Here is a 26112-nt window from a genome sequence, read left to right as displayed (position 1 = left end):
TTGTCAATAGACACAAACACCGAATCAGCTTTCGCTAGATTCGGTGTTTGTGCGTTTTTGACCGATGTATTGAATGATTGCGGATGTACCTTGATGAAGTATTCCTTCGTGTCGTTCCACAACACCTTCAAACAAGCGGCACGTGTTGAGTGAGCCAGTGAAGGTAGAGAAATCATGCGCTGTGTATAAGAGAGTCTTTTCTTTTGGTCCGCCCGTCCCATAAGCGAGTTGCTCTTCACTATACACTTCTGTCACGAAGTAGCCTCCTGGCTTCAATGCCCGCGTGATCCCGGTAAAGACGGCCGTTTTCACTTCTTTCGGGAAATGACCGTATATACATAAAACGGCATCGTAAGCCTGTTCAGGCCAGTTCGCTTCAGCCAAATCGACGAGACGGGTCTGCAGCGTCACGCCGCGACGTTCGGCCAACCGTGTAGCTTTGTCTAACCCGACTTGCGAATAGTCCCACATTTCGACGTGGAGTCCTTGCTCCGCGAGCCAAACGGCGTTTCTGCCTTCTCCCTCGGCGATTGCGAGAACGGTCATTCCTTTTTTGAACAAGTGCGCTTGTTGCTTCACGAACTCATTTGGTTCTTCTCCATAGACATACTCATCCGTATCAAAACGTTGATCCCAAGTTGACATGTGATGTTCCTCCTTATCGACGGTCGAGCCGGCATGCGATCTCGTCTCTTCATTTTACTCGATGAACAAAAAAAGCATCCGAGCAGATGCTCTGAATGCTTGTTAGCGTTTAAGTAGCAAGACGACGCCCGTTACGAGAAGCGTGAGTCCGCTGAATAACCGTACTTGATTGCAAGTCACTATCGTTCACCCCTATAAGTCATGATCGTTCGTTCATTTTTTGGCGACCCGGATTTGGGTCCGTCCCATCTCTTTATAGATAGAGAGAATCTCGGTGCCGTAGTTGCCTTTTGGCTGCATCGCCCATTTGCGATGTAGCGCCGGCCAAGTTGTCGCAGAGCCTCGCTTCACATAATGGAAGCGCGGGTCGACGCGGGTCGAGTTTAACGCTTCTTTAGAAGCATAGGCTTTCAAATGTTGAATCTGTGCTGTTACGCCTTGGTGCGGGGAGCGGAAGAAATGACCTTTGACACCTTTGCCGACTGTACCGATCCCTGAGTAATTGTGCTGCTTCGGAAGGACATCCCCGCCGTAGCGGAAGTAACCTGTCTCTTTCAATGCTTGGGCAAAGGCGACGTCCCCACGGACGCCTTCTTTTGCGCCGATGATGACGAACAGTTTGGCGAGCTCTTCGACTGTCACGCCATGAAGGCGGACGGTTCTAGGATTTTTCGCTTTCACGTAGTCTGCCATCTGTTGAGGAGTTAAAGTCGATGCTCCCATAATAGCACGATTCTCTTTCTTTGGCGCGGCTTCGGCCGATGTTTCGAAGGTGAAGCATGAAGTTAAAATAAAGATCATAGCTAAGCCAAAAGCGAGCACTTTTTTCATCAAGACATCCTCCGATTCGATTGAATAAACTATACAGATAATACCATATTATTCAGAGTCGCAATCATTAATTTTAGCTAAAAAGGGAACATAATCCAAATTTGCGTCGTAGATTAGAATTGAGGTGAGGTAAATGGATAAACAACAACGAATTGAAAAGATTCAAATGTATCAAAAGAAATGGATGCCGTTACACGTATCCATCGCCCTGTTTGTCGGGCTATCATTCGGGCTGTTTTTGATGAACGACTCGCTCGGTTACTTGATTGGCTTTTTCGTGGCACTTTCAGCGTTGACGTATATGGAGTGGAGAGAGAGCCGTTATTTGCAGAGCTTGACGAAACATCGTACAGTGAAACGACTCATCCCAAGACCATACGTCATGCGAAGTGTGCAGTCGATGCTTGGCGCGCTCGCTATCTATTTTTTATTTCAAAACGACTTGCCGCTTTATATGTTGGTCGTCTTCGGAATAGTCGTTGGGATGCAGTCTTTGACAGCTCAATACTATGAGCGAAAAATCCGAAAGCTCGATCCGGAGCAGCCGAGTCGGGAGGATATGCGATTTGCGAAAGTTTGAACGACAGAAAAGCCGCCCTGTTCTCACAGGACGGCTTTTCGTATACGCTAATTCGCTTTTTTGAGCGCTTGCTCTTCTTCTTTGAAATCAAGGTTTCGAACATCAACCCGTTTCACAAAGAACGCCAAGATGAGCGCTAGGATGTTCATCCCTAATGCGACGTAGAACGACACTTGAATCCCTGACAGTAGCGCTTGTTGCGTCATCGCACCCATTGCGCTTTCAGTGAGTGTCGACGGATCGACGCCGGTCATAAGTGACTCGGCTTCAGTCCGCGTCACCGAGTTCATAATTGTCACCAAAATAGCCGTTCCAATCGCACCGGACACTTGTTGTGCCGTGTTGTTGATGGCCGTACCGTGCGGGTTAAGGTGTGTCGGCAACTGATTGAGACCGTTAGTCATGATGGGCATCATGACCATCGACATCCCGAACATGCGAAGCGTGTACGTCGTGACGATGTACGTATACGTCGAGTCTAGCTGGACGTTGGCGAGCATATACGTCGAGATCGCGGTGATGGTGAGACCTGTGATGGAGAGTAACTTCGGTCCGAACTTATCGAACAGTTTCCCCGTGATCGGTGACATGATCCCCATGATGATGGCACCTGGCAACAGCATCAGTCCTGAATCGAGCGGCGAGATGCCGCGGACGCTTTGGACGTAGGCCGGTGTCAAAATCATCCCGGAGAACATGGCGACCGCGTTGACCATCGCGATGATCGATGCGAGTGCGAACATCGGATATTTATACGCCCGTAAGTCGAGGAGCGGTTTTTCCATGTTGAGCTGGCGGACGACGAACGCGATCAACGCGACGAGACCGACGATCATCGTCGTCAAGACGATCGGGTTGTCCCAACCGTCCGAACTGGCCGAACTGACGCCGTATAAAATTCCGCCAAAGCCGAGCGTCGACAAGACGAGCGACAAGTAGTCGAGCGATTGGTCTTTGTTTTGAACCATGACGTTCTCGGCTTTCCAAACGGCAAGTCCAAGCCCGATGATGGCGAGCGGGAGAATCATCTCAAACAAGACACGCCAGTCATAATACTCGACGATATAGCCCGACAGTGTCGGACCGATCGCCGGTGCCGTGATCATGACGAGCCCGAAGATTCCCATCGCCGTTCCGCGCTTCTCACGCGGGAAACTGACGAGCATGACGTTCATCAAGAGCGGTCCCATCGTCGAGGCACCGACCGCTTGAATCATCCGCCCTGAGAGCAACCATCCGAACGTTGGCGAGAAGGCGGCAATCGCCGTCCCGAGGGCGAAAATCGCCATCGAGGTGATGAAGAGCGCCCGGTTTGAGAAGCGGGTGATCAAGTAGGCCGATGCTGGGACGAGGACGCCCGTAACAAGCATAAAGCCGGTCGCGAGCCATTGGACGGTCGAATAGTCGGCGATGTCCAAATCGACCATGATCGATGGAAGCGCGACGTTAAGTAATGAGTTGTTCAAGAAGGCGATGAACGCCCCGACGAACAAAACCGCAAGCATGAGGTACGGCGGTTTCTTTTGGAATTCTGGTTTCATACGAGTTGCTCCTTTATTTTCTAAATAGTTATATACTAGTAAGTGTCGATGTGATGATTTTATACCCATCGTATAAATAAATCAACAATTTTGTACCGGTAGTTCAAAATGCTATACTTAGGGTACAAACCAAACAGAACGGAGTAATCAGTATATGAAAGATAAGAAACGAAAAGTCGCCGATGTTGCCATGACGTTGTTCATCGAAAACGGGGTACAACAGACATCGGTTCAAGAAATCATCGAGCGAGCCAATATCTCAAAAGGCACGTTCTACAACTACTTCGCCTCGAAGACGGACTGCGTCGCCAACATCCTTGAAAACTTGCGTTATGACGCCGGCCAGCGTCGTATCGAGATGCAGATGGGACGGGACAAGCGCGATAAAGATGTCTTTATCGAGCAGATTTCGATTCTCATTCAGTTAAATGAGGAACGTAATCTGTACGCCTTGTTCGAGTCGATCATGTCGGCGAACGAGCCTGAATTGAAAAAACTCGTCTTGCAGCATCGCGTCTACGAGATCGAGTGGCTCGCGATGCGACTGACGGAAATCATCGGCGAACCGATTCGTCCGTATTCGATCGAATTGACGATTCTATTCAACGGGATGTTGCAACACGTGCTGTTCACGCTGCGCATCACGAACACGGCTTACTCGATCCAGAAACTTATCCGTAACTTGTACGAGTACGTCGAGCTGATGGCAGCACGGATGGTCGAGACCGGTGAACATATTTTGAACCCGGTTACGGTCGATCAAATGCGGGGGACGACGGATAAAAACTTGGTCACGAAAGAAGAGTTGGTCGAGATGGCAGAGCGGATCCAAAAGCATGTTGTGATGACGGAAGAACAAGGGGATTTATTTGAGGCGATCACGTATGAACTAGATCAAGACCGGCTTCGGAAGATTGTTCTTGAACAGTTGCTTAAACCATTTCAACGTCTATTTAAAGGCGTGACCGGCGAGACCGAGGTACAAAAATTTACGAATCTTGTCTGGTTGTACACACGGACACATTGACGACAAAAACTTTCCTGTTACTGTTATATAGAAGAAAGACGTCATAAAAATAAATCTCAAAATATTCCACGAAAAAGAATTGATTCCTACAAATTCATGCGCTACAATCAAGTTACCGAAAGCGCTTTCGGGAAGAGGAGACTGACATGGGTACGATCTATGATTTAGCAAAGAAAACCGGCTTTTCGATTACGACCGTCTCTAAAGCGTTGAACAACTACAAGGACGTGAGCGACAAGACGAGAGCCAAAATTTTAAAAGCTGCCGCCGAGATGGATTATCTTCCAAACGCACACGCCCAGTCGTTATCGACGAAGAAATCGTGGGCGATCGGAGTCATGTTCTCGGAAGCGAACGAAGTCGGAATGAAACATCCATTTTTTAACGGAATCATTGAAAGTTTTCGTCACGCGACAGAGGAACAAGGCTATGATTTGATCTTTGCCTCAAGGAACCTCCGCCAGCGTGACATGAGTTATCTCGAACACTTCAAACACCGCGCCGTTGACGGTATCGTCGTCATCTGCTCGGACCGGATGGATGAGCAAGTTCAAGAACTCATGCAAAGCGACATCCCGATCGTCGTCGTCGATATGGACAGCGCGGATTGTAGCGTCGTCTATTCAGACAATATCGCGGGTGCACGTTTAGCCGTGAACCACTTGTACGAACTCGGTCATCGCAAGATCGCACATATCGCCGGTGACAGAACGATTGACGCCGGTGCGGCCCGAATCAAAGGGTACGAGCTCGCCATGCAGGCACTCGATCTTCCAATTGAACCAGGTTACTTGATTAACGCCGGATTCTTTTCAGTCGAAGAAGGTAAACAAGCGATGGAGAAGCTTCTAAAGCTCGAAACCCCACCGACCGCAGTGTTCGTCGCAGGTGACCAGATGGCGATTGGTGCGATTGAAGCCGTCCATGAGCACGGTCTCCGGGTACCGGAAGACATCTCAATCATCGGTTACGATGACATCGACATGATCAAGTACATCACGCCGAAGCTGACGACGATTCGTCAAGATACGGACGAGATCGGCGAAGCAGCGGCCGAGTTGTTGATTGAACAGATGACCGCTAAAGAACGACTCACAGAACGTCGCGTCATTCCGGTCAAATTGATCGAACGCTTGTCATGCGCACCGGTCAAAAAGTAAAGTAGTCCCGATGATATTTCGAAGTCGCTCTCTCCCCTTTAACCGGATAGAGGGAAGAGCGCGATTTCGAAAGTCATTCCCAAAAAATCGAAATCGCTTTCGATATTTTATTTCGACATTTCCGAAAGCGCTTTCGACAAATTATTACCTCTTCTTGCAAACGCTTTCTAAAAAACATTAAAAGGATGGGTTCACACATGCGTAAAAAATTAGTCAGCTTACTTTCAATCGGAGCACTATCAGTCGGCGTCTTGGGCGCGTGCTCAAACGACGAAGGAACTTCAGGTTCTGAATCAGGTTCTAAAGACGACGTTCTAAAAGTTTGGTCGTTCACGGATGAGCTCAAAGAACCAATCAAAACGTACGAAGAGCGCAACGGCGTCAAAGTCGAATTGACAATCGTTCCAATCGCCGACTATCCGACAAAACTCAAGCCAGCACTTGAAAGTGGCGTTGGGGCACCAGACGTATTCACTGGGGAAATCGCGTTCCTTAAGCAATGGGTTGACGCAGGCTACTGGGAAAACCTTTCGGAAGAGCCGTACAACGTCAATGAAATCGCGGACGACTACATCCCGTACGTCTTTGACCTCGGTAAAGACAAAGAAGGCGATGTGCGTGCCCTCTCATGGCAGACGACTCCAGGTGGTGTCTACTACAAACGTAGCCTAGCCAAAGAAGTGCTCGGCACAGATGACCCGACTGAAATCGGAAACATGATGAGCTCGATGGACGGCGTCTTTGAAGTTGCTGAGAAGATGAAGCAAAAAGGCTATCGTATGTTCCCAGATGAAGGCGCAATCCGTTGGTTCTCACAAGGCGCAAACCCTGAAGCATGGGTAAACGACAAGAACGAACTCGTCTTGACACAAGATAAGATTGACTACATGGACTACGCGAAAGAGCTTCGTGAGAAACAATACACGGCACTCGCTCCAGAATGGTCGCCATCTTGGTTCGAAGGTATGTCTAAACCAATCAAAGTTAAAGAAGGCGGCAAAGAAGTCGAAACACAAGTCTTCTCATACGTCCTTCCAACATGGGGTCTCCACAGCGTCTTGAAAGACAGCGCGAAAGATTCAGCCGGTGACTGGGCAGTCACGAACGGTCCAAGTCCGTACTTCTGGGGCGGCACATGGCTCGGAGTTTACGAAGGATCGAAAAACAAAGAAGCAGCATACGACTTCGTTAAACTCATGACGCAAGACGAAGAGTTCTTGACAGGTTGGGCTGAAGAGACTGGTGACGTTCTTTCTTACAAACCGGTCACAGATAAGATCAAAGACGATTTCAGCGACGAGTTCCTCGGCGGACAGAACAACTACGAGTTCTTCCTCGACCAAGCTGATAAAATCACACCAGGGATCGTAACGAAATACGACCAACAGCTCGACACACTCTACGGCGCGTCTGTCCTCCAATACGTTGAAGGCAAGAAGTCGAAAGACGAAGCAATCGCAGAGTTCAAAAAACAAGCGAAGAACGCTTACCCAGACATTACAGTTGACTGAAGCAAGCTAACCCGTGGGGGGATTTCCCCCCTTAAGGGTTGCTATGGAAGGAGTAACACGACGTGAAAAAACTTGACCGTTACGGCTATGCGTTTATTGCCCCATTTTGGGTCGTCTTTTTGACATTCAGTATCTACCCGGTCTTCTTGACCCTGTACTACAGTTTCACCAACTATACCGGCAGTCCGGGTGAAGAGGTCGTCGGTTTCGCGAACTACGCGCGTTTGTTGACAGACACATACTTCATCGAGGCGTTCGTCAATACGATTAAGATTTGGGGAATAAACTTTGTCTTGCAAATCGGTCTCGCACTGGCTCTCGCGCTCTTGTTCTCAGATCTTCGTTTGAAATTGAAGGGCCTCGCGTTCTTCCGTTCATTCTTCTATCTTCCTAACTTGATCACGATCAGTTCGGTCGCACTCTTGTTTGGAATCTTGCTTGACTGGCAGCACGGATCACTCAACATGATGCTCTTGAAACTCGGCATTATCTCAGACCCAATCAATTGGTTATCGCAACCGGTGACGGCACAACTGTCCGTCTCACTCATTTTGACATGGATGTGGTTCGGTCACTCGTTCATCATCGTCATGGCCGGTGTGTCGGGGATTTCGCAAGACTTCTTCGAAGCTGCCCATATCGATGGCGCGAACCGTTGGCAGATGTTCACGAACGTCACGGTGCCACTGCTTAAACCGATTCTCTTGTATATCATGATCACATCGCTCATCGGTGGCCTTCAATTGTTCGACCTTCCGCTTCTCTTGACAGACGGAGTCGGTGCGCCAGATGGATCACTGAACACGATGGTGCTTTACTTGTACAACCAAGCATTCAAGTATAACAACTACGGCTATGCATCAGCGGTTGCTTACGGCTTGTTCTTGATCACGCTCGTCTTCTCGGCGGTCGTCTTCAAAGGCATGTTCCGTAAAGAGCGCGCTGCGCAGAAGGGAGCATAACCAATGGAACAAAATGCAGAAACACGGCGTATGCTCGCCGACAGCGAAGTACAGCCGCCGCGCGAGGAGAAACCTCTCCGCGTGGAGCCGCCAAAAAACAAGGTCAAAAAGAAACGGTTTAGCCGTGGCTTGATCTATACAGGCTTGGTCATCTTGACGATTATCTGTTTCATCCCGTTCCTCATGATGCTCGTCAACGCGACACGGACGAACGGAGAAATCATGACCGGTTTCTCGCTCATCCCAGGGACATCACTACTCGATAACTATGCGATCTTGAGCGACTACATCAACATCTGGACCGGATTTAAAAACAGTTTGATTGTTGCAGTGCTCGTGACGTTACTCTCGGGTTACTTCTCAGCCATGACTGCGTTCGGATTTTCGTTCTATGAATTCAAAGGGAAAAATGTGATGTTCATCTTCATGCTCGTCATGATGATGGTCCCGGGACAACTCGGACTTATCGGTTTCTACGAGATCAGCAAGACGCTCGGGATTCTCGATTCGTTCATCCCGCTCATCATCCCGTCGATCGCGAGTCCGTTCGTCGTCTTCTTCATCCGCCAGTACACGCAAGCGACGCTGCACGTCAGTATGATCGAAGCAGCGCGGATCGATGGAGCGAGCGAGCTTCGCATCTTCCATACGATCGCGCTTCCGATGATGATGCCAGCTGTTGCGACGATGTCGATCTTCACGTTCATCGGCTCGTGGAACAACTACTTGATGCCGCTCGTGCTCTTGTTCTCACCAGAGAAGTACACGTTGCCGGTACTCATGGGCTTCTTGAAAGGTTCGCAAGTCGCCGAAAACCTCGGCGCCCTTTACCTCGGTATCGCGATTTCAGTCGTGCCGATCATGATCGCCTTCTTGTTCTTGTCGAAATACATCGTCAGCAGTATCTCGGCTGGTGCGGTCAAAGAATAACTAGACAGAAAAGAGGAATTGACTATGCAGTTTAACAAAGACTTTGTCTTCGGAACGGCAACTTCGTCTTATCAAATCGAAGGCGCCCACAACGAAGGCGGGCGTACGCCGTCGATCTGGGACATGTTCTGTGACATCGACGGACGTGTGTTCGAAAAGCATAACGGTGACGTCGCTTGCGACCATTACCATCGTTATGAAGAAGACATTCAGCACATCAAAAAGCTCGGCGTTGACACATATCGCTTCTCGATCGCCTGGCCACGCATCTTCCCGGCCAAAGGTGAGTTCAATCCGGCCGGTATGGAATTCTACAAGACGCTTGCGACGCGTCTCCGTGAAGAAGGCATCAAGCCGGCTGTCACGCTCTACCATTGGGACCTCCCGATGTGGGCCCATGAAGCAGGCGGCTGGGTGAACCGCGACTCGGTCGACTGGTTCCTCGAGTACGCGAAAGTGTGTTTCGATGAGCTCGACGGCATCGTCGACTCATGGATCACGCACAACGAACCATGGTGTGCCGGCTTCCTCGGCTACCATGCCGGTGTTCACGCACCGGGACATCGTGACATGAACGAAGCGGTCCGCGCCGTGCATCACATGTTGCTCTCGCACGGGAAAGCAGTCGAACTGTTGAAGAACGAGTTGAAGTCGACGACGCCGATCGGCATCACGCTCAACTTGGCACCGGTCTACGCGAAGACGGACTCGGCGAACGACAAACTCGCCCAGAGCAACTCGGACGGCTACTCGAATCGCTGGTTCCTCGATCCGGTCTTCAAAGGCCAGTATCCGGTCGACATGATGAACTTGTTCTCGAAATACGTTCACTCGTACGACTTCATCAAACCAGGTGACATGGAGACAATCTCGACAGAGTGCGATTTCTTTGGCATCAACTTCTACAGTCGTGGACTCGTCGAGTTCAGCGCAGCGAACGACTTCATGACAGTCGCCGCTTACTCCGATTACGACAAGACGGGCATGGGCTGGGATATCGCCCCGAACGAATTCAAAGACCTGATCCGTCGCTTACGTAACGAGTACACAGATCTTCCAATCATCATCACAGAGAACGGCGCAGCGTATGACGACGTGCTTGAGAACGGCGAAGTCCATGACGATAATCGCATCGACTACGTCCAAAAGCACCTCGAGGCCGTATCTGACTTGAACGACGAAGGCATGAACATCGCCGGATATTACCTCTGGTCGCTCATGGACAACTTCGAATGGAGCTTCGGTTACGAGAAACGCTTCGGCATTCTCTACATCGACTTCGACACACAAGAGCGCGTCTGGAAAGACAGCGCGAAATGGTACGCAGGCGTCATCGCGGACCATAAAGCCAAACACGCAGATAGCATCGAGGCGTAAGACGAATCCATCCCTGCCGCTACAGGGATGGATTTTTTGTGTGGAACCGATTCAAGCGGGGAACGTATAGAAGAGGACAACGAATGAAAGGGGCGGTTCAGATGAAACGCGAGTATGCGACATACGAAGTGACAGGTTACGACGATAAAGGGAAAATCAAGTTCATTCACTTGAAGGAAGGCGAGTTCGTCTTACCGGTCGAGATTAAAGGCGACGACTTGACGAAAATCAAGAAGATGATGGAGCTCAATCCGGGGGTGACGGTCATCGTGCATGCGGCCGTCGATCAGAAACGGATGCGTCTACAGGAGATTGACGGCTATTCACTGCGAAAGGACGGATAACGATGCCGATTGCGAAATTGATGTCGCGTGACGAGACGATGGATGTGACAATCGAGAGTTACGCGTACGCCTATTCAGACGCCGACAACATGCATGACGCGTCGTGGCATCGGAATTGGGTCGGGCTCCATACGCCTGACCATCGCATCACATTCGACGACATTATGCTCGACAGTTTGCTCGTGGCGCACTACATATCTGTGTTCGAGTCGTTTGTAGCGGGCGACGTGCAGGAAGTCGTGTTCGCGCCGACAGAACCGTTCATCAGCGTGACGTTGACGAGACGGGACGCGGATGGGGATGAAGTGAGCGTACGAGGTATCTTGGAACATCCGCTCGAGGACGAGGCAGAGGAGATTGATTTTGAATTTGAGACGTCCATAACGAATGTGGACAACTTCTTAAAAGGATTACGGGACATCGCAACTGATTTTCCAGTACGGGGGCCAATCAAGTAAAATCCATCTGTCTAGACGACAGATGGATATTTTTATGCGTTCGTTTTTTAATCGTTAAAATAAAATTTAAACGATTAAAAAAGTTTGTAAACAACAAATGGCTCGATTTAGCGGCTAATACGACGAACCCGACGCAAAATCTCGAGTTTCGATACGTTTGGATACTGTTGTTGGATGGTCTCGACACAGTCGGGTACGGTCGCGGTCCGTAACATCTGAACAATTTGATGATCGAGGGAATCGTTCGGTGCAGTTCCCGCTTTGCCCGGTGAATCGTTCCGAAGCCAAAGATGTGCCCCAAGCCAATGCACGAAAACAATCACGCTCATCGTCAGTGGTGACAACGCGACATTCGGGAATAACCAGGTCACGCTATATAAACTACCGGCACTTGTCGCAAGATGACCGACGGCGCGTAGGAACGGCAATGCTCGAGTGTAACGAAGTGACGCGAGGACAGCGCCGAAACCGTCGATGAGGAGTCCGAAGCCAAAAGATATGCTATAAAAGCAACATAATGCGATCAAAAGGGAGAGCGGTGCGGGCAAGCTCCTTTCGAGCAGCCAGATGAGTCCGATATCAAGTAAAAGCAAAGGAAGGACGAGGAGGACAAGAAGTCCTCCGACGATCCCTCCTGACTGTAAGAATGATTTCATGATTGCGACTGATATCGGCCAAGTGCAATGAACGCGCATACGATACAGACCATATGCAACGCAATTCCGATGAGCATGGCGTATGGGACGATGGATTTAAAGCCGAGACCGAATGCGAGTGCGGCGCTCGATAAGATCATGAAGCTCGGCGTATAATTGCGTGTTTCCGCTTGCTTCTTTTTAGAGACTGTAAAGTATCCCGCGACGAGTAAACAGACAGGTACTAACAAGATGGGATAGACAGACTGTAGTGCTAACCCGACTAATCCGGACACGCCAGCGAGAACAGCAAATAGGGCAGGATAGTACACTTCCACTTTTCCACCCCCTTTACTTTTTTCCCTAAATATAACAGCCCTTCTCTGTGATGAGAAGGGCTGTCGTTTTTGTTACAGGTCGATACTTGGTTTAAGTATATAAAGAGGACTTATTAAAGCAAGAAATTATGTTTCTCAATTTACGTATTATGTAGAAAAGAAATTAAGTATTTAATTTATACTCATGAGTTAAAAAGAAGGAGAATAAGGAAAAAAGATGTAGGAAAGTAAGATTACCTCCCTACAACGGAAGTTAGCTAAAAATTTTACAAGCTGCTTTTTTACTACCATATTTTTCGACAAGCGTTTGGAAAACGTATCTGCAGGCAAGAGCAGCTGCGCCTGCTCCAAATGGACCAGCCACTCCGAATCCTATTGTACCGGCCGCTGCTGCACAAGCAACATAGCTAGAGAAAATACAGGCCCATTTGTAAGCTGTATTACTATTACTTTTTGCATTTATTTGATGTGAGACCTTGCCAGTCTCGTTTGCAACTTGCGAAGTGAATTCATGGTGAGAATTATTAAATGAGTCGATAGAATATAGTTCGAATTTCGCATCTTTTGAATCATGACTCACATAATATTGAATACTGTAGTAAGTGATGTGATCTTTTTCAACGTACAAGTTATAATATTTATTTTCTGATGAATTGAATATGTTAATTACACCAGATTTGACACTTTCATCTAACCAATAAGAAGAGATAATGTCATTGGGATCTTGATGAATCAACTCAAAAATTTGTTCATGATTCTTGATGTCATTCAAGTTTAAATGCTGATTTGTAGCCCCAGAATGTTCAGCGGCATTAACTGAAAGTGAAAAAGAACCAAACAAAAGTAATAGAGTACTCATTACAAGTGTAAATTGCTTATAAAACTTTTTCATAAGTTTACGTTACCCCCTTTTAGTGTTAAATTAAGTATATAATAAATATTAAATGGAATAAAGGAGGGATTTAAGTGAAAATGTACCACAAACTCACTTATACACAAAAATTTAAGAGAACATTGTATGCAGGGTTACCTATTCTTATCTTTCTTACTTTGTTCATTTTTTTGACAGTAACTTCGCCTCTTGAAAAAATATTAGTACCGCTTTTATTATTAATTATGTTTTTGGCTCAGTTGCTATATACTTATAAAAAATCTCAATCTGAACACCAAAAATGGGATTAATCAAATTTGTTAAAAGAATATTTACTGCGAATGACTTTCAATAAGAATAGAATATGGGCTTATATTGAGATTTATAACCTATTCTGATTTTGTTTTAATGAACTATAAATTAAGTAGAACACTCCGAAGTGAATACAAAACGCTAATAGCGATAGCCTGGTGTAGAATGAAATTACTAAATTGGTATTCGATTCGTAGATGACCATTGACGAAACGGAGGAGCTTGATTTTGAGTTCGAGACGTTGCAAGGACGCTCAACGTTCATAGACATTTTCCTAAATATAACAGCCCTTCTCATCGTTGAGAAGGGCTGTCGTTTTTTACTTAGGCTGATGCTTGGTCTGATTCTTCTTGTGCTTTCAACTCTTCACCGTACGAGACGCGATCTTGCATGCGGACGAACGGGAGGTAGATGGCTACGGCCATTGCGATCGTGACGATCTGCAAGAGCGCTGCACGCCATCCGCCGATTAAGAAACCAGAGATAATCGGTGGTGTCGTCCACGGCACCTGAAGTGCGTTGAACGGATCGACCCAGCCCCAAAGGATTGAGAAGTACACCATGAACGATGCGATTGCAGGTACGATGACGAACGGTACGAACATGATCGGGTTGAACACGATCGGCATCCCGAAGATGACCGGCTCGTTAATGTTGAACAAACTTGGTGCAAGCGAGAGCTTACCGAGCTGTTTCAAGTGAGCCGAACGGGCGACCATAAGCGTAGCGATGATGAATCCGATCGTGATTCCTGAACCACCGAGCTTCGTGAAGACGTCGAGGAACTGGATTGTAACGATTTTTGCGTTCTCACCGGCAACAAGTGTTTGGCCTGAGTCGATGAGCGCTTGGTTTTGAAGCGCGTTTGCTGTAAGGAGTGGCCCCATGATACCCATGATGATTGCGGCACCGTGAATTCCACACCACCACATGACTGACATGAGAACCATGATGATGACTGCTCCTGCGAGCGTGTCTGTCAGGTTTTGAAGTGGTGCTTGAAGCACGTCATAGACGACTTCTGTGAACGTACGCTCTGCAACCGCTTGGAAGACAGCGAACGTCACAGCAGCAAGTGCGATGATCGCAAGACCAGGAACGAGTGCCGAGAATGAGTTCGAAACACCAGGTGGGACACCGTCAGGCATTTTAATGCTGATCCCGCGTTTGATGAATTGCGAATAAATGAATCCGACGACTAAACCGACGACGATGGCAGCGAGGACACCTTGTCCACCTGTCCATACTTTCGGGATGACTCCGTTGACTGCTTCTCCTGATTCAGAGAGGACAGATGCTTGTGTGATGATCAAGAACGAGATGATTCCGAGGATACCAGCTGGTACGCCTTCGATTTTTTCGTTTTTGACGTACGAGTAGGCGATTCCGAATACCCCGATCAAAGCGAGGATGTCAAACGTCGCACCGACGACTTGCGTGAGTGGGAGCGTCCAATCGGCTCCGAACAATCCTGACATGAACTCGGCCCAACCTGGAATCGGTAACGCCAAGATCAGTAGGAACAGCGAACCGATGATCGTCATCGGCATTGTCAGGATGAACCCGTCCTTAATTGCAAGGACGGGCTTTGCGTTCGCAAATCGAACGAAACCTGGTGTGAACTTTTCAAATACTCTTTCTAAGCGGCTCATGGGGAACCTCCTTATAGGTTTTCAGCGCGCGTGGCGATGATGTCTTTGTACCAGTGGAACGATTTTTTCTTCTTGCGAGCGAGACCGTTCGCGTGATCAACGTAGATGAAGCCATACTGCTTCTTATATCCGTTGAGCCAGCTGAGAAGGTCGATTGCCGACCAAGCGTAGTAACCTGCGACGTTGACACCTTGTTCAACGGCGTGTTTCACAGCGCGTAAGTGGCCTTCGATGTATTCGATACGTGGGTCGTCGAGGATTTCGCCGTCAACGATTGGATCGACGTCGCCGAGACCGTTCTCGGTGATATAGATTTTCACGTTGCCGTAACGCTCCTTCAACATGTGCATGCCGTCAAGGAACGCTTCCGGTGAGATTTCCCATGCCCATTTCGTATATACCTTGTCATCCATCATGACTGTCTTGTAGACGCCGTCGAACGATGGGTTACCTGGGCGGCCTGTCGAGTTCTCACGACCACCGGCCATAACGAGCGCTGAGTCATTTTTCATGACGCGTTGCGGGCTGTAGTAGTTGAGACCGATGAAGTCGTTCATCGGCGCTGTACGCTTGAGAAGCTCGAGCTCTTCAGCTGTCATTTCAGGGAGAAGACCTTGCTCTTCAAGTCCTTTCACGACGTATTCTGGATATTCGCCTTTCAAGATCGGGTCATAGAACCAGTGCGTCGCATAAGCGTTCGCGTGCATTTCCGCAAATTTGTTCTCCTCGGCTTCATCGATGCTGAAGGCCGGGTTGAATACGTGCGTGATGCCGATTTCACCTTCGTAACCGTTTTGTTTGAACAACTCGACGGCACGGGCGTGTGCGACGAAAACGTGGTGTGTCGTTTGGAAGTAACCTTTGACATCGCCTTCGATACCTGGTGGGTGTGCCCCAGTCAAGTAGCCGAGCGAGCAGAAGATGACCGCTTCATTGAACGTGATCCAGTGACGGACGCGGTCACCGAACGATTGGAAACAAGTATCGGCGAAACGTACGAACGCGTCAACCGTAGCTGGATTTTTCCAGCCGCCTGTTTCTTCAAGCGCTTGCGGGAGGTCCCAGTGGTAGAGTGTCACGAACGGGACGATGCTGTGCTTCAAGCACTCGTCGATCAAGTTGTTGTAAAACTCAAGTCCTTTTTCGTTTACTTCCCCTGTGCCGTTCGGGAAGATACGCGGCCATGAGATTGAGAAGCGATATGATTCGAGTCCCATTTCGGCCATGAGCGCGATGTCTTCTTTATAACGATGGTAATGGTCGACTGCGACGTCGCCGTTCGTATCTTCAAATGTTTTTCCAGGAATTTTCGAGAAGACGTCCCAGTTTGAGAGTCCTTTCCCGTCCTCGTTCCATGCGCCTTCGACTTGGTAAGAAGCCGAAGCAGCGCCGAACAAGAAATCTTTTGGCATTTTCAAAGTGGTCACCTCAGTTTATTTATTTACAAGCTTAAGTGCGTGGTCTAATACTTTCGTTCCGTTCATCATGCCGTAGTCGACTGTGTTGATGACGTCGATTGGAACGCCTTTTGGCTCACAGATTTGTTTGCCTTTTGAAAGCAAGTACTTCACTTGTGGTCCGAGAAGAGCGACGTCGAGGTCGTTCACATACGTTTCCATTTCTGATTCTGGGTAGGCTGCGATTTCTGCCTCGAGACCACGTTCAGCGGCAACCGCTTTCATTTTTTCTACTAACATACTTGTTGACATACCTGCTGCGCAGAAGAGTCCGATTTTCATCATTTTTGATCCATTCCTTTCAATTGGTTGATTTCGTTTTGCATGTTCATCATGTAGCCGAGCATCTCTTTTACGAGGATCGTGTTCATCAAGTGGTCTTGCGCGTGCACCATGAGGACGCCGACTGTCGCCGTTTTCCCTTGTGCTTCGAGCGTGACGAATTTTGTTTGGATAGCGTGTGCTTCTTTCAACGTCGCGTCGCCAGCTTTAACCGCTTCAGCCGCTTCCTCTGGCTTGCCTTCTTGCATGAGGAGCATTGCGTGGTGGTAACTTGCTTTCGCGTCACCTGAGAGGGCGATTAAACCGAAGATGTCTTCGGGTGTAATTTCGATTGTTTCAGAAACCATAATATCTCTCCTTTTTTGTATGGATAACTAAGATTCGTAGGTACAAATTCTATAGTTTGATACTAGCACGACACCGCTTACATGTAAACCCTTTCTTTTTGAATAAAATGTGAACGAAAAAAACGCACGCGAGATCAACCTCTCGAGTGCGTTTAAGACTTGATGTTAGAGACTTTCAGCATCTTAACATGGCGGAAATGATGTGTCGAGCGCGATACGTCGAAGATTTGACCGTTCGTTAAATAGACGGTGTTGTCGACGAGAAGGGCCGGATCGTTTTCGTTCAACCCGAGTAAAACGGCATCATCGGCGTTCAAGAAATCGGCGTAAATGACGCGGTCGGCAAAACCGATGGCGAGCTTTTGGTCGTTACGGAAGTAGTTATAGATCGACTTCTCGGTGATGTTTCGGTCGAGATAGACGACGAGGTTTTTGCGGAAGTACGAATCTTCGACCGAGAACGGGTGGTCGTCGACGAGACGCAGCCGCTTGACGTAATAGACAGGCGTCCCGACCGGACACTTCATCCGTTCCGCCACTTCTTCGTTTGCCGTCGTCTCCTCAAAGGCGAGGACGTGTGTCTCGACTTTTCGTCCACTGAAGTCGCTCGTGAGACCTTGGAGTTTTTCGAGGTTCACATAATCGCTGTCGTAATGGTCACGGACGAAGACGCCGCTCCCTTGGACTTGATAGGCGTAGCCTTTGTTGACGAGAATCTCGATCGCTTTCCGGACCGTGTTGCGGCTGACGGCGTATTTCGTAGCATATTCGTCTTCCGTGAGGAGTTTGTTCGTATGCTGATAGACGTGATTGACGATATCCGTCTCAATCTGTTCAGCTACTTGCTTATACTTTGGGGCCATGACTGTTTGCACCTTTCACATCAATTTGTAGGAATGAATACGCTATCATTATAGCAGAAATAATTTGTAACGGTCGTAAATCATTCGCCAATTGTTGAAAAACGTCGAATGATTGTACAGAGAATCATTGAAATCGGCGAAACGAATTCGAAAGGGTTTCGTATAAAAAAGGAGAAGAGTGAGGAGGAGAAGGGTATGGCACAATCAGTTCGGATGGAACGAGAACGAGAATGGAAGCAACGACATACACGCATCGGCTATGCTTTATTAACAGTTGTCGTTCTGGCGTTCACTTTGATGTTCTTTGGACGGGCAACGTGGATTACAGTCCCGCTTGGCCTGGTCGGCGCAGCCCTGCTCGCTTCAGATGTGGCGAAATTTCGGATGAGACGGATGTATCTATTCGACTCCGCAGCCCAGAAATTGCTCCGTTGGCAGTTGTTATATGACGTCGTGAATACGAGCGTGCTCACGATTATGGTTGGTGGGCTCTTGATTTTTAGCCAAGACAACATCTATTGGGGGTTCGCCGTCCTGATTTGGGGAACGTTCGCCGAAATCGTGTCACGTCGGTTGAATCGGGCGCTACAAGCGCATGATCCGGTATTACGCACCCTCGAGCTGGAGGAAGCGCGATGAGGGAACGAGTCGAACAGGAACGGGCGTGGATCCATTCGTTCCAACAACTCATGTTTGGGATTGTAGGGGTGTTTCTAGTCGTCATTCTTCCAATCGTTTGGTGGACGGACAGTCTGTTTTGGGGCATCGTCTACATGGCACTCGTGCTCGTTCCCGTCAATGTGATGTATATACGTCGCTATCAGATGCGACAACGGTTGAATCCGAAATTGACGCATCGCTATCGCCAACAGTTGGGGAGTGACGTGTTGAATACGGTTGCCTTCTTTCTCGCATTGAACGGCAATGAATTGTTGGGGGCGAAAGTTTTCTATACAGTCGGTTTACTCGTGATTGTGTTAGCTGGATGGATGACGATGAAGATTGATAAGCGGATGAAGCAGGAAGACGTGTGGCGTCCTACATATAAAGAAATAGGGAGGTGAGGAAATGGACCAGGTGCGACACGATGTTAAGAGAGTCGTCAATATTCGAAGGTATGGTGTCCCGATATGGATTGTTTATATGACCATCTTTCTATTCGCGCTTTTCTTTGAACAGATCTGGCTCATTCCCTTGATGTGGTTACTCGCAATTTTTCTCATCATCATGGGGAATAAAGAATATCGCATCATGCGTCATTTTGCAGAAACTTTTCAAACCCTCAAATTGCTTCGCATACAATATGCAATGACTTGGTTGGATGCACTATTGCTTTCGACTTCAATGACGGCGCTGGTTCTCAATCACTCAATCGGATTTTTGATTGGGGCTTTATTTGCTATGATGCGTTTTACCGATTCTTATCGAGACCGATTGATTAGAAACAAACTGAAAGCGGTTGATCCTGACATGCCGACATACGACCAAGTGATTGAAAGGATGAAATCATAATGGAACTTTCACCGCAAACAAAACAACAGATTGATACGGTGTTGCGAATGGATAAATGGACAAGCTGGGGCGTCGGCATAATCGGTGTGTCAGCAATTATCGGCATGCTGATTTACGCGTCGTATTGGGAGATGCCGGATTCGTTTTTCCTAATATTCATATTCTCTATATTTAGTCTCGTCGTCACGACAGAGGTGATGCGTTTCCGGATGTGGCGCCGCTTCGTGAAAAATGAGAAGGCGCGAAAGCTGTTGACGCTACGGTATACCGCTTATTTACTGGGACTTGTCGCTCTCGGCTACTACGGGGTCGTTGTGTTCAATCAAACATCGCAGCCGCAATCGTTCCAAGCGTTTCTTTTATCACAAGCCTTTTTCTGGGGCGCGACGTTCTTTGGAAAATGGCTCGACTGTATCATTCAAAAACATGATGGTAACTATTTGACGGATCAAGATATCAAAGCAATTAAAGAAGCGCGGGAAATTGAAAAGGAAGAACGATATGGATAAGCGGAGCCAGATGCGTGAACTGACGGCGTTCGATGAGGCAAAGCATTCCACGGTCGCGTTCATCTCAGCGGTGTTCGCTGGGCTCATGTTTTTCTCGCTAGAATATGGCTGGCTCTCGCCGGTGATGGTTATGTTTCTCGGTGCGGTAGCGAGTCTGCCGGACTTCCGGAAAATGTGGCGTCGTGAGAACATCAAGAAACAGTATTTACAGTCGCGGGAAGCGAGGTGGCTCATTCACTTCAATTCATTGTTCGGGCTCATCTTCCTACCGCTCATTTTGGTATGGGTATATGCGCTGCTGACGGATTTGATTTCGCTCCAAACGTTTGCGTTGATTGGTTTGGTGGCGTATTTGATTGCCATCGTCGAACAACGTTTGTATGAACGCCACATGGTCACTCTCGACAACAACTATGTCACCGAAGCCGAATTGCGAGAAGAACGAAAATGGGGGAGCGCATGAGCGCTTCCCCCGTTTTCATTTGAACGTACGGATGATGAAGTAAAGGCAGCCGAGGAAGGGGATTAAGAACAGTGCACCGAGCCATTCGCCTTGGCCGAAAACGAGCCAGGCGAACAACTGGAACGATAGAATGCCACCGGCCGCGAGCCCAGCGAAGCGGAGCGCTTTCGGTCGCTTTGATGGTTCCTCCCACCACTCTTTAAAGAACGGCAAGCTGAACAACAGCGCCAAGCCGAGAAAGAATGCAGCTGGAAATACGAGCACATCTCCGCGCGCATCCTGTCCGTTAAACTGCAGCCATTTCGAGAGAATCGATAAGATGATGCCGATGACGAGAAAGAGCCCGCTCATATCCGTTCCTCCGTTTCATCTCTATATACTATTATCATGCACGAACCGCGTCAGGCGGACAAGCCTCCAAAAAAATGGCTTGTTAGTGAAAGTGGTGACTTTTACGTGAACGGTAAAAAGTCGACAGCACGAAGTTTGTTCAGGCGACTAGTTTTGCCATTCGAAACGGACTAGCATGAGACTGTATCTGAAAAAAAACGGTCGAATAAAAAACAAAAAAATAATGCTTACGAAGCAGGCCTCCAATTTGCTACACTATGAAAATCAGTTTGTAGAGATATCGGTTTCGTACCGAAAATATATGTCGCAAGATACGTCTACCATCTGAAATCATATGTGTACGGAGGCTTTATTATGCACTTAGAAGACCGGTTACCTCAAAACCCAAAAGAAGGCGTTTTGTTCATGTTGATTATCTCGATTTTATCCGTGAACACGATTGCCCCGATCATCGTCGGCATGGAGCGAGGCTTTAGTGTCGCCCATTACGTCGATACGCTCAAAATCATCCCGTTCGCTTGGATTGCGCTCATCGTGTTGATCCGTTTCATTGTGAAGCCGCTAGCCGGTATACTATTTAACCGGCTTGCCGGTCAGACGGACGGCTTCAACGCCCGTATCTTGTTGAACATCGTCTTAAACGTCTCGATGATCTCGTTTGTCATGACGATTATCGGACCATGGATCGGTATGGGCGAGATCAACTTCGAAACGTTGCATCACTTCTTCCCGACGTGGTTCCGCAATTTCGGCATCGCGTTTTGGATAGAGTTGTTGTTCGCTCAGCCAATTGCTCGAGCCGTCATGAAGTCGATTCATACACGAAAACGCCTGAAGACCGCTTAACTTTAGACACAGCATCTTTCCGATTGAGGAGAGGTGCGTCTTACTGTTTGCCGATGATTTTGACAAAGAGCAAAATAGTAGGTGAAGTAAGCGGTCCAATCGTATGGTTAGATAAAGATAAGCAACGGCCTTACAGGATGAACCACTTAATTTATCGTTTGAGGGTGAAATCGACGGGTAACCAATCACTCAGCACCAACAAAAGAGGTGACTCTGATCCGATACGGATGAGTCACCTCTTATTGGTGTTAAGCCCGGGTCTTCCCGAACTCGATATAGGTCGTGACCGATTTGACGTGCTTCACGACGTCTTTCTCGCGAAGCGGACGGCTGAAGTAAAAGCCTTGGACATAGTCGCACTGCTCATTGAGCAACCATTCGAGTTGGTCAGACGTTTCGACGCCTTCCATCAATACTTTCATGCCGAGGTTATGGCCGAGTTGGATCATCGACCGGACGATCGCTTCTTGGTTGCGGTCTGTGAACAAGTTGACGATGAACGAGCGGTCAATCTTGAGCACTTGGACCGGAAGTTCGCGCAGTTGGCGGAACGACGAGTAACCAGTCCCGAAATCATCGAGCGAGATCAAAATCCCGTACTGATGAAGTTGGGTGAGCTTATCGCGCGTCGATGCCTCGTACGATAGCATCGATGATTCCGTCACTTCAAGTTCGAGGAACATCGGGTCCATGCCGGTCTCTTGTAAGATGGTTTGGAGCGTCTCGACGAAGTCTTCACGCGCGAACTGGAGCGGTGACACGTTGACCGAGAGCGTGAACGGCTTGACGCCGGACTTGTTCCACCGTACCCAAGCGAGACACGACTCGCGCATGACCCAGTTGCCGATCTGGTGGATCAGTCCGGTGTTTTCTGCGATCGGGATGAATTCGGTCGGTGTGACATCGCCGAGTTCGAAATGATTCCAACGCAAGAGCGCCTCGACGCCTTCGAGTCGATTTTTCGTGAGCGATACTTTCGGTTGATAGACGAGCGTGAACTCGTGACGATCCAGTGCGTGAATGAGCGCTTTCTCGATCTCAACCGTGCGTAAAATTTGATGCTTCGATTCGTCTTCGAACTCTTTGATTTGGTTTTTCCCGATCCGTTTTGATTCGTGGACGGTGAGTCGCGCGTATTGGACGAGTTCGTCCGCGGACGTCGTGTCTTTCGGATAATGGCTGACGCCGGCGCTCATCGTGAGTTCGACGGTCGTCCCGTCGATATCGAACGGTTGTGAGATCGCTTTAATACATTTCTCCGCTTTTTGTTTGGCGAGTGTGCTGCGCTTATCGAACAGTAAGATAATGAATTCCGAAGCACCGACTCGTGTCAAAATGTCATCTGGATGAATCGTGACGCGAAGACGTTCGGCGATTTGCATCGTCAATTCGTCCGTGCCGTGATGTCCGAGCATATCACTCAAGAAACGCCAGCGGTCGATGTCGATGTAAAGACAAGCGACCGGGTCTTCGATTTGAATATGTTCCGCAAGGATGCGTTCGAGCTTGTGACGGTTCGGCAGATCAGTGAGCGTATCGTGATACGCCATATGTTCGACGAGACGTTGTGAGGCGATCGCCTCCGAGACGTCCCGTAAAAACCAGAGCACTTGGTCCATCGCTTCACCTTTGAGCGGGTAGCTCGTCACTTCAATCGTCTTATCGTCGATCTCGACCCGTCTTGGGTCATAGAACTGTTGATTGATCGTCAAGGACGAGTGGTAGTCTTGGAAAAAAGTATCGTCCGTTTTGTCGAACAAACGATAAAACGCGGTGTTGGCGTACTGGATCATGCCATCTTTCGTCGTCGTGACGACCGCATCCGTCGTCGAATCGAGAATCGTCGCTTGGATGAGTTCACGTTTCTTGAGGTGACGGTCGAGCGTGAGCGACAAGAAGAAGATGGCAAACAAGATGACCGTGATCGCCGTGACGAGCCAGGCGAGAAGCGACGGTTCGACGGCATTGGCGAACGGGCCGTTCGCTTCGATGAACGCGAACGATGACGCGGCCATACCGACAAAGTGCATCCCGAAGATGGCGACGCCCATGAGCAGTGAAAAGAACACTTTCAGCTCGAGGTCGATCTTTTGTTTGGCATACTTCGAGTAGAAGCCGATCCATAAGGCAATAAGTGAGGCCGCGATGGCGATGATGATCGACAACATGGCCAACCATGGATCATACGAAATCGCAACGCCTTGAATCGCGGCCATGCCGACGTAATGCATGCTGGCGATACTGGTTCCCATCAACAGTCCCGCACCGATCAAGGCGGGATGAGTCGTCCGGCGCGAGACGATCAAGAAGCCGAAGATACAGCCGGCCATCGCAATGATGACAGACAGCAAGACGAGCGGGATCGAATACGTGACGGGGCGCAACGCCTCGTGAGCGAGCATGGCGATGAAATGCATCGACCAAATCCCGAGTCCGAGGGTGGCGCCGCCCGCCAAAATCCACATATTTTGAGTGGAGCGATTCGTCGCGTTCACGCGGCGTGCCAGTTCGATGGCAGCATAAGCGGAAACAGCGGCGATAATATAAGAAAGAATCACGAGAAAGTAATTGTGACTCATCGAGTGTTCGACTACTGGTTCCATGTGTACCTCGCTAGTAAATGTGATTTTATTGTAACTCTGATTATACCTCGGCAAATAGTAGCCGACCTATCATTTTGCTTCATATGTTAAAAATATTTTGCCGGTGAAGTAGGCAAGTCGCTTCTAGAGTGGGTAAACTACATATAAAAGGAGGCGGAGCGCATGATCCCGACACGAAAAGAAGTCATAACGTTTATCGTCATCGCGTTCGCGTTCTCATGGTTAAGCTGGTGGGGGCTCTATACGTGGACAAGCTTGCCGATTTTAGCGACCGTCTTGATCGGTTCGTTCGGACCGAGCGTGGCCGGCAGTTATATGGCGTTTCGAGAAAACGGATGGAGCGGGGTGCAGACACTGTTGAAGCGAGGCTTCGAGTGGCGGATGGCCGGTAAGTACTATGCGTTCGGCCTGTTGCTCATCCCGTTCTTATTTGTCCTCGCGTACTGGCTGACCGATGCGAGCGGTGCGTTACTGCTGAACGAACCTTGGCTCGTCATCCCGTACTTCCTCTACATGTTATTTCTCGGGGGAACGGTTCAACAAGAGTATGGTTGGCGCGGGTATTTACTCGACGCGCTGCAACTCAACAAGACGCCGCTCCAGGCGAGCCTGTTCGTCGGCGTGGTGTGGGCGGTTTGGCATATTCCCCTCTTCTTTATGACGGGCACCGGACAGGCATCCCTCCCGTTTTGGGCTTACGCCGTCGCCATTCTATCGTTTACGTTGATCATCTCGTGGTTATATAACGTCACGACGATGAACTTATGGGCGGCCTTTTTACTGCATACGACGTTTAACGTCTCGTATGCCCTCGTCCCCTTGATCGAGCCGGGGCAGGTCTCAATCGGTTTTCTTTATTTGACGCTCTTGTTGTTCACGACGGCAATCGTGCTTGTCTGGAAGACGCACGGGTATCTCGGGTATGACCATCTCGAACAGCTCGAGGCGGTGGAAGGGTCGCATCAACCGAACGTTACGTTAGGCAGAGACACGGGTAAAGAAGGAAACGTATGATTATGGATAGAGGGAAGTGGAAATATTGAACTTTCGTCCGCTTGAACGAGATGATGTCAAACCGCTCCAGCGTTTGTTTATGGAGAGTCTGAGCGATTTGATCCGCCGGGAACAGTTTGAAGACGCTGATTTGTTGGACGAGGAAGTGGCGCGCTTGAATACGACCGTTCAAGATAGTTTGGATGACGAGACTGTCCAATTGTTTGTTGTGCTAAAAGACGACGTCATCGTTGGAACAGCGGCTATCCTTCCTCCGAACGAGATTATCACGGCACATCTCGATGTCGAGCCGGACGTACCGGAAGTCGGATGCATCTATGTGACGCCGAGCGAGCAGCGGCAAGGGGTCGGTCATTTCTTGCTTAAAAACGTGATGGACGAGCTGTTGATCAGGGGACAGCCGATTTTTTATCTCGATGCGGGGTTTCCGACCGCGCAAACGTACTGGGAAAAACGGATGGGTCCACCTGTACTCACGATCGACCATTACTGGGGACTCGGTGCCCCTCATAAAATCTGGCGTTGCGATGTGACGCAATACAAATAGAGACCCAGCTGAACATTGAACTGCTCCCCGTCAAGTAGACAGGGTAAATAATGAAAACCAGCCTAGGCGGCTTGAGCCCTGTATTCGACAGGGCTCAAGCCGTTTAGTCGTTTCTGGAGACGATCATGGTTGTAGAACGATAT

The 26112-nt window shown here is 48.8% G+C and carries 31 protein-coding genes; 17 read left to right on the top strand and 14 right to left on the bottom strand.

Annotation, left to right across the window (positions count from 1 at the left end):
- Window positions 1–24 precede the first annotated feature (24 nt).
- Window positions 25–645 carry an SAM-dependent methyltransferase gene (locus EVJ23_RS12805; protein ID WP_131466258.1) on the bottom strand — a complete coding sequence of 207 codons (621 nt, stop codon included), beginning with the start codon at window positions 643–645 and terminating at the stop codon, window positions 25–27.
- Window positions 646–858: 213 nt separating this feature from the next.
- Entirely contained in the window at window positions 859–1368 is a 510-nt protein-coding gene (locus EVJ23_RS12800) for a glucosaminidase domain-containing protein (RefSeq protein ID WP_236633782.1), read from the bottom strand.
- Window positions 1369–1609: 241 nt separating this feature from the next.
- Here EVJ23_RS12800 and EVJ23_RS12795 point away from each other — a divergent pair, with 241 nt between their 5' ends.
- Window positions 1610–2056, top strand: a complete 447-nt coding sequence (locus tag EVJ23_RS12795) for a hypothetical protein (RefSeq protein WP_131466254.1) — start codon at window positions 1610–1612, stop codon at window positions 2054–2056.
- 47 nt (window positions 2057–2103) lie between these two features.
- Here the strand turns inward: EVJ23_RS12795 and EVJ23_RS12790 are convergent, their stop codons facing one another.
- On the bottom strand, window positions 2104–3597 hold the full coding sequence (locus EVJ23_RS12790) for a DHA2 family efflux MFS transporter permease subunit (RefSeq protein ID WP_131466252.1): 1494 nt from the start codon (window positions 3595–3597) through the stop codon (window positions 2104–2106).
- 154 nt (window positions 3598–3751) lie between these two features.
- Between EVJ23_RS12790 and EVJ23_RS12785 the strand changes: the two genes are divergently transcribed.
- The 8 genes from EVJ23_RS12785 (at window position 3752) to EVJ23_RS12750 (ending at window position 11366) form a co-directional block, all read left to right on the top strand.
- Window positions 3752–4624, top strand: a complete 873-nt coding sequence (locus EVJ23_RS12785; RefSeq protein WP_131466250.1) for a TetR/AcrR family transcriptional regulator — start codon at window positions 3752–3754, stop codon at window positions 4622–4624.
- A gap of 146 nt (window positions 4625–4770) precedes the next feature.
- Window positions 4771–5784, top strand: a complete 1014-nt coding sequence (locus tag EVJ23_RS12780; RefSeq protein ID WP_131466248.1) for a LacI family DNA-binding transcriptional regulator — start codon at window positions 4771–4773, stop codon at window positions 5782–5784.
- 197 nt (window positions 5785–5981) lie between these two features.
- Window positions 5982–7295 carry an ABC transporter substrate-binding protein gene (locus EVJ23_RS12775; protein WP_236633539.1) on the top strand — a complete coding sequence of 438 codons (1314 nt, stop codon included), beginning with the start codon at window positions 5982–5984 and terminating at the stop codon, window positions 7293–7295.
- 62 nt (window positions 7296–7357) lie between these two features.
- Window positions 7358–8257 carry a carbohydrate ABC transporter permease gene (locus tag EVJ23_RS12770; RefSeq protein WP_016510553.1) on the top strand — a complete coding sequence of 300 codons (900 nt, stop codon included), beginning with the start codon at window positions 7358–7360 and terminating at the stop codon, window positions 8255–8257.
- Window positions 8258–8260: 3 nt separating this feature from the next.
- Entirely contained in the window at window positions 8261–9187 is a 927-nt protein-coding gene (locus EVJ23_RS12765; protein WP_201739241.1) for a carbohydrate ABC transporter permease, read from the top strand.
- Window positions 9188–9211: 24 nt separating this feature from the next.
- Window positions 9212–10564, top strand: a complete 1353-nt coding sequence (locus tag EVJ23_RS12760; RefSeq protein ID WP_131466244.1) for a GH1 family beta-glucosidase — start codon at window positions 9212–9214, stop codon at window positions 10562–10564.
- A 101-nt stretch (window positions 10565–10665) separates the two neighbouring features.
- The gene (locus tag EVJ23_RS12755) at window positions 10666–10908 is read left to right on the top strand and encodes a hypothetical protein (RefSeq protein WP_131441496.1); all 243 of its coding nucleotides are present in this window, start codon (window positions 10666–10668) and stop codon (window positions 10906–10908) included.
- Window positions 10909–10910: 2 nt separating this feature from the next.
- Window positions 10911–11366 (top strand): WapI family immunity protein, encoded by a 456-nt coding sequence (locus EVJ23_RS12750; RefSeq protein ID WP_071398940.1) that lies wholly within the window; start codon window positions 10911–10913, stop codon window positions 11364–11366.
- Window positions 11367–11473: 107 nt separating this feature from the next.
- Here EVJ23_RS12750 and EVJ23_RS12745 read toward each other — a convergent pair whose 3' ends face one another.
- The 8 genes from EVJ23_RS12745 to EVJ23_RS12710 all read right to left on the bottom strand — a co-directional run bounded on the left by EVJ23_RS12745 (window position 11474) and on the right by EVJ23_RS12710 (window position 18124).
- A complete protein-coding gene (locus tag EVJ23_RS12745; RefSeq protein ID WP_071398939.1) occupies window positions 11474–12022 on the bottom strand; it encodes a hypothetical protein in 549 nt (182 codons plus the stop codon).
- Window positions 12019–12339, bottom strand: coding sequence for a hypothetical protein (locus tag EVJ23_RS12740; RefSeq protein WP_071398938.1), 321 nt, complete (start codon window positions 12337–12339; stop codon window positions 12019–12021). The genes EVJ23_RS12745 and EVJ23_RS12740 overlap by 4 nt, the downstream gene beginning before the upstream one ends.
- Before the next feature lie 253 nt (window positions 12340–12592).
- Window positions 12593–13231 (bottom strand): hypothetical protein, encoded by a 639-nt coding sequence (locus EVJ23_RS12735; protein ID WP_131466242.1) that lies wholly within the window; start codon window positions 13229–13231, stop codon window positions 12593–12595.
- Between the two features lie 615 nt (window positions 13232–13846).
- Window positions 13847–15175, bottom strand: a complete 1329-nt coding sequence (locus tag EVJ23_RS12730; RefSeq protein ID WP_131466240.1) for a PTS sugar transporter subunit IIC — start codon at window positions 15173–15175, stop codon at window positions 13847–13849.
- Window positions 15176–15186: 11 nt separating this feature from the next.
- On the bottom strand, window positions 15187–16593 hold the full coding sequence (locus tag EVJ23_RS12725) for a GH1 family beta-glucosidase (protein ID WP_131466238.1): 1407 nt from the start codon (window positions 16591–16593) through the stop codon (window positions 15187–15189).
- A gap of 15 nt (window positions 16594–16608) precedes the next feature.
- A complete protein-coding gene (locus tag EVJ23_RS12720) occupies window positions 16609–16917 on the bottom strand; it encodes a PTS sugar transporter subunit IIB (RefSeq protein WP_070329088.1) in 309 nt (102 codons plus the stop codon).
- Complete coding sequence (locus EVJ23_RS12715) at window positions 16914–17261, bottom strand: PTS lactose/cellobiose transporter subunit IIA (protein ID WP_016510548.1); 348 nt, start codon at window positions 17259–17261, stop codon at window positions 16914–16916. Before EVJ23_RS12715 ends, EVJ23_RS12720 begins: the two co-directional genes overlap by 4 nt.
- Before the next feature lie 152 nt (window positions 17262–17413).
- Window positions 17414–18124, bottom strand: a complete 711-nt coding sequence (locus tag EVJ23_RS12710) for a GntR family transcriptional regulator (protein WP_070329090.1) — start codon at window positions 18122–18124, stop codon at window positions 17414–17416.
- A gap of 195 nt (window positions 18125–18319) precedes the next feature.
- Here EVJ23_RS12710 and EVJ23_RS12705 point away from each other — a divergent pair, with 195 nt between their 5' ends.
- From EVJ23_RS12705 to EVJ23_RS12685, 5 genes are read left to right on the top strand one after another with little or no spacing between them, the layout of a single operon-like run.
- A complete protein-coding gene (locus EVJ23_RS12705; protein ID WP_131466236.1) occupies window positions 18320–18763 on the top strand; it encodes a hypothetical protein in 444 nt (147 codons plus the stop codon).
- Window positions 18760–19188, top strand: a complete 429-nt coding sequence (locus tag EVJ23_RS12700) for a hypothetical protein (RefSeq protein WP_131466234.1) — start codon at window positions 18760–18762, stop codon at window positions 19186–19188. Before EVJ23_RS12705 ends, EVJ23_RS12700 begins: the two co-directional genes overlap by 4 nt.
- A gap of 4 nt (window positions 19189–19192) precedes the next feature.
- The gene (locus EVJ23_RS12695; RefSeq protein ID WP_131466232.1) at window positions 19193–19636 is read left to right on the top strand and encodes a hypothetical protein; all 444 of its coding nucleotides are present in this window, start codon (window positions 19193–19195) and stop codon (window positions 19634–19636) included.
- The gene (locus EVJ23_RS12690) at window positions 19636–20145 is read left to right on the top strand and encodes a hypothetical protein (protein ID WP_131466230.1); all 510 of its coding nucleotides are present in this window, start codon (window positions 19636–19638) and stop codon (window positions 20143–20145) included. Before EVJ23_RS12695 ends, EVJ23_RS12690 begins: the two co-directional genes overlap by 1 nt.
- Window positions 20138–20608 carry a hypothetical protein gene (locus tag EVJ23_RS12685; RefSeq protein WP_131466228.1) on the top strand — a complete coding sequence of 157 codons (471 nt, stop codon included), beginning with the start codon at window positions 20138–20140 and terminating at the stop codon, window positions 20606–20608. Before EVJ23_RS12690 ends, EVJ23_RS12685 begins: the two co-directional genes overlap by 8 nt.
- 15 nt (window positions 20609–20623) lie before the next feature.
- Here the strand turns inward: EVJ23_RS12685 and EVJ23_RS12680 are convergent, their stop codons facing one another.
- A complete protein-coding gene (locus EVJ23_RS12680; RefSeq protein WP_131466226.1) occupies window positions 20624–20959 on the bottom strand; it encodes a hypothetical protein in 336 nt (111 codons plus the stop codon).
- Window positions 20960–21313: 354 nt separating this feature from the next.
- On the opposite strand from EVJ23_RS12680, the gene EVJ23_RS12675 reads away from it, so the two are divergent.
- Window positions 21314–21805, top strand: a complete 492-nt coding sequence (locus EVJ23_RS12675; protein ID WP_070329097.1) for a DUF2798 domain-containing protein — start codon at window positions 21314–21316, stop codon at window positions 21803–21805.
- A gap of 248 nt (window positions 21806–22053) precedes the next feature.
- Here EVJ23_RS12675 and EVJ23_RS12670 read toward each other — a convergent pair whose 3' ends face one another.
- Window positions 22054–24408, bottom strand: a complete 2355-nt coding sequence (locus EVJ23_RS12670) for a bifunctional diguanylate cyclase/phosphodiesterase (RefSeq protein WP_236633781.1) — start codon at window positions 24406–24408, stop codon at window positions 22054–22056.
- A 162-nt stretch (window positions 24409–24570) separates the two neighbouring features.
- Here EVJ23_RS12670 and EVJ23_RS12665 point away from each other — a divergent pair, with 162 nt between their 5' ends.
- Together EVJ23_RS12665 and EVJ23_RS12660 are read left to right on the top strand one after the other, a co-directional pair.
- A complete protein-coding gene (locus tag EVJ23_RS12665) occupies window positions 24571–25422 on the top strand; it encodes a CPBP family intramembrane glutamic endopeptidase (RefSeq protein WP_131466224.1) in 852 nt (283 codons plus the stop codon).
- 25 nt (window positions 25423–25447) lie between these two features.
- Window positions 25448–25969: a GNAT family N-acetyltransferase gene (locus EVJ23_RS12660; RefSeq protein ID WP_131466222.1), complete on the top strand. Its 522-nt coding sequence runs from the start codon at window positions 25448–25450 to the stop codon at window positions 25967–25969.
- A gap of 62 nt (window positions 25970–26031) precedes the next feature.
- On the opposite strand, the gene EVJ23_RS15435 is transcribed toward EVJ23_RS12660, so the two are convergent.
- On the bottom strand, window positions 26032–26112 hold an 81-nt coding region (locus tag EVJ23_RS15435; RefSeq protein WP_131440828.1), incomplete at its 5' end, for an IS3 family transposase.

The sequence above is a fragment of the Exiguobacterium sp. SH1S1 genome (genome assembly GCF_004337245.1).
Lineage (GTDB): Bacteria > Bacillota > Bacilli > Exiguobacteriales > Exiguobacteriaceae > Exiguobacterium > Exiguobacterium aurantiacum_A.
This window is presented reverse-complemented; position numbering and strand designations above follow the sequence as displayed.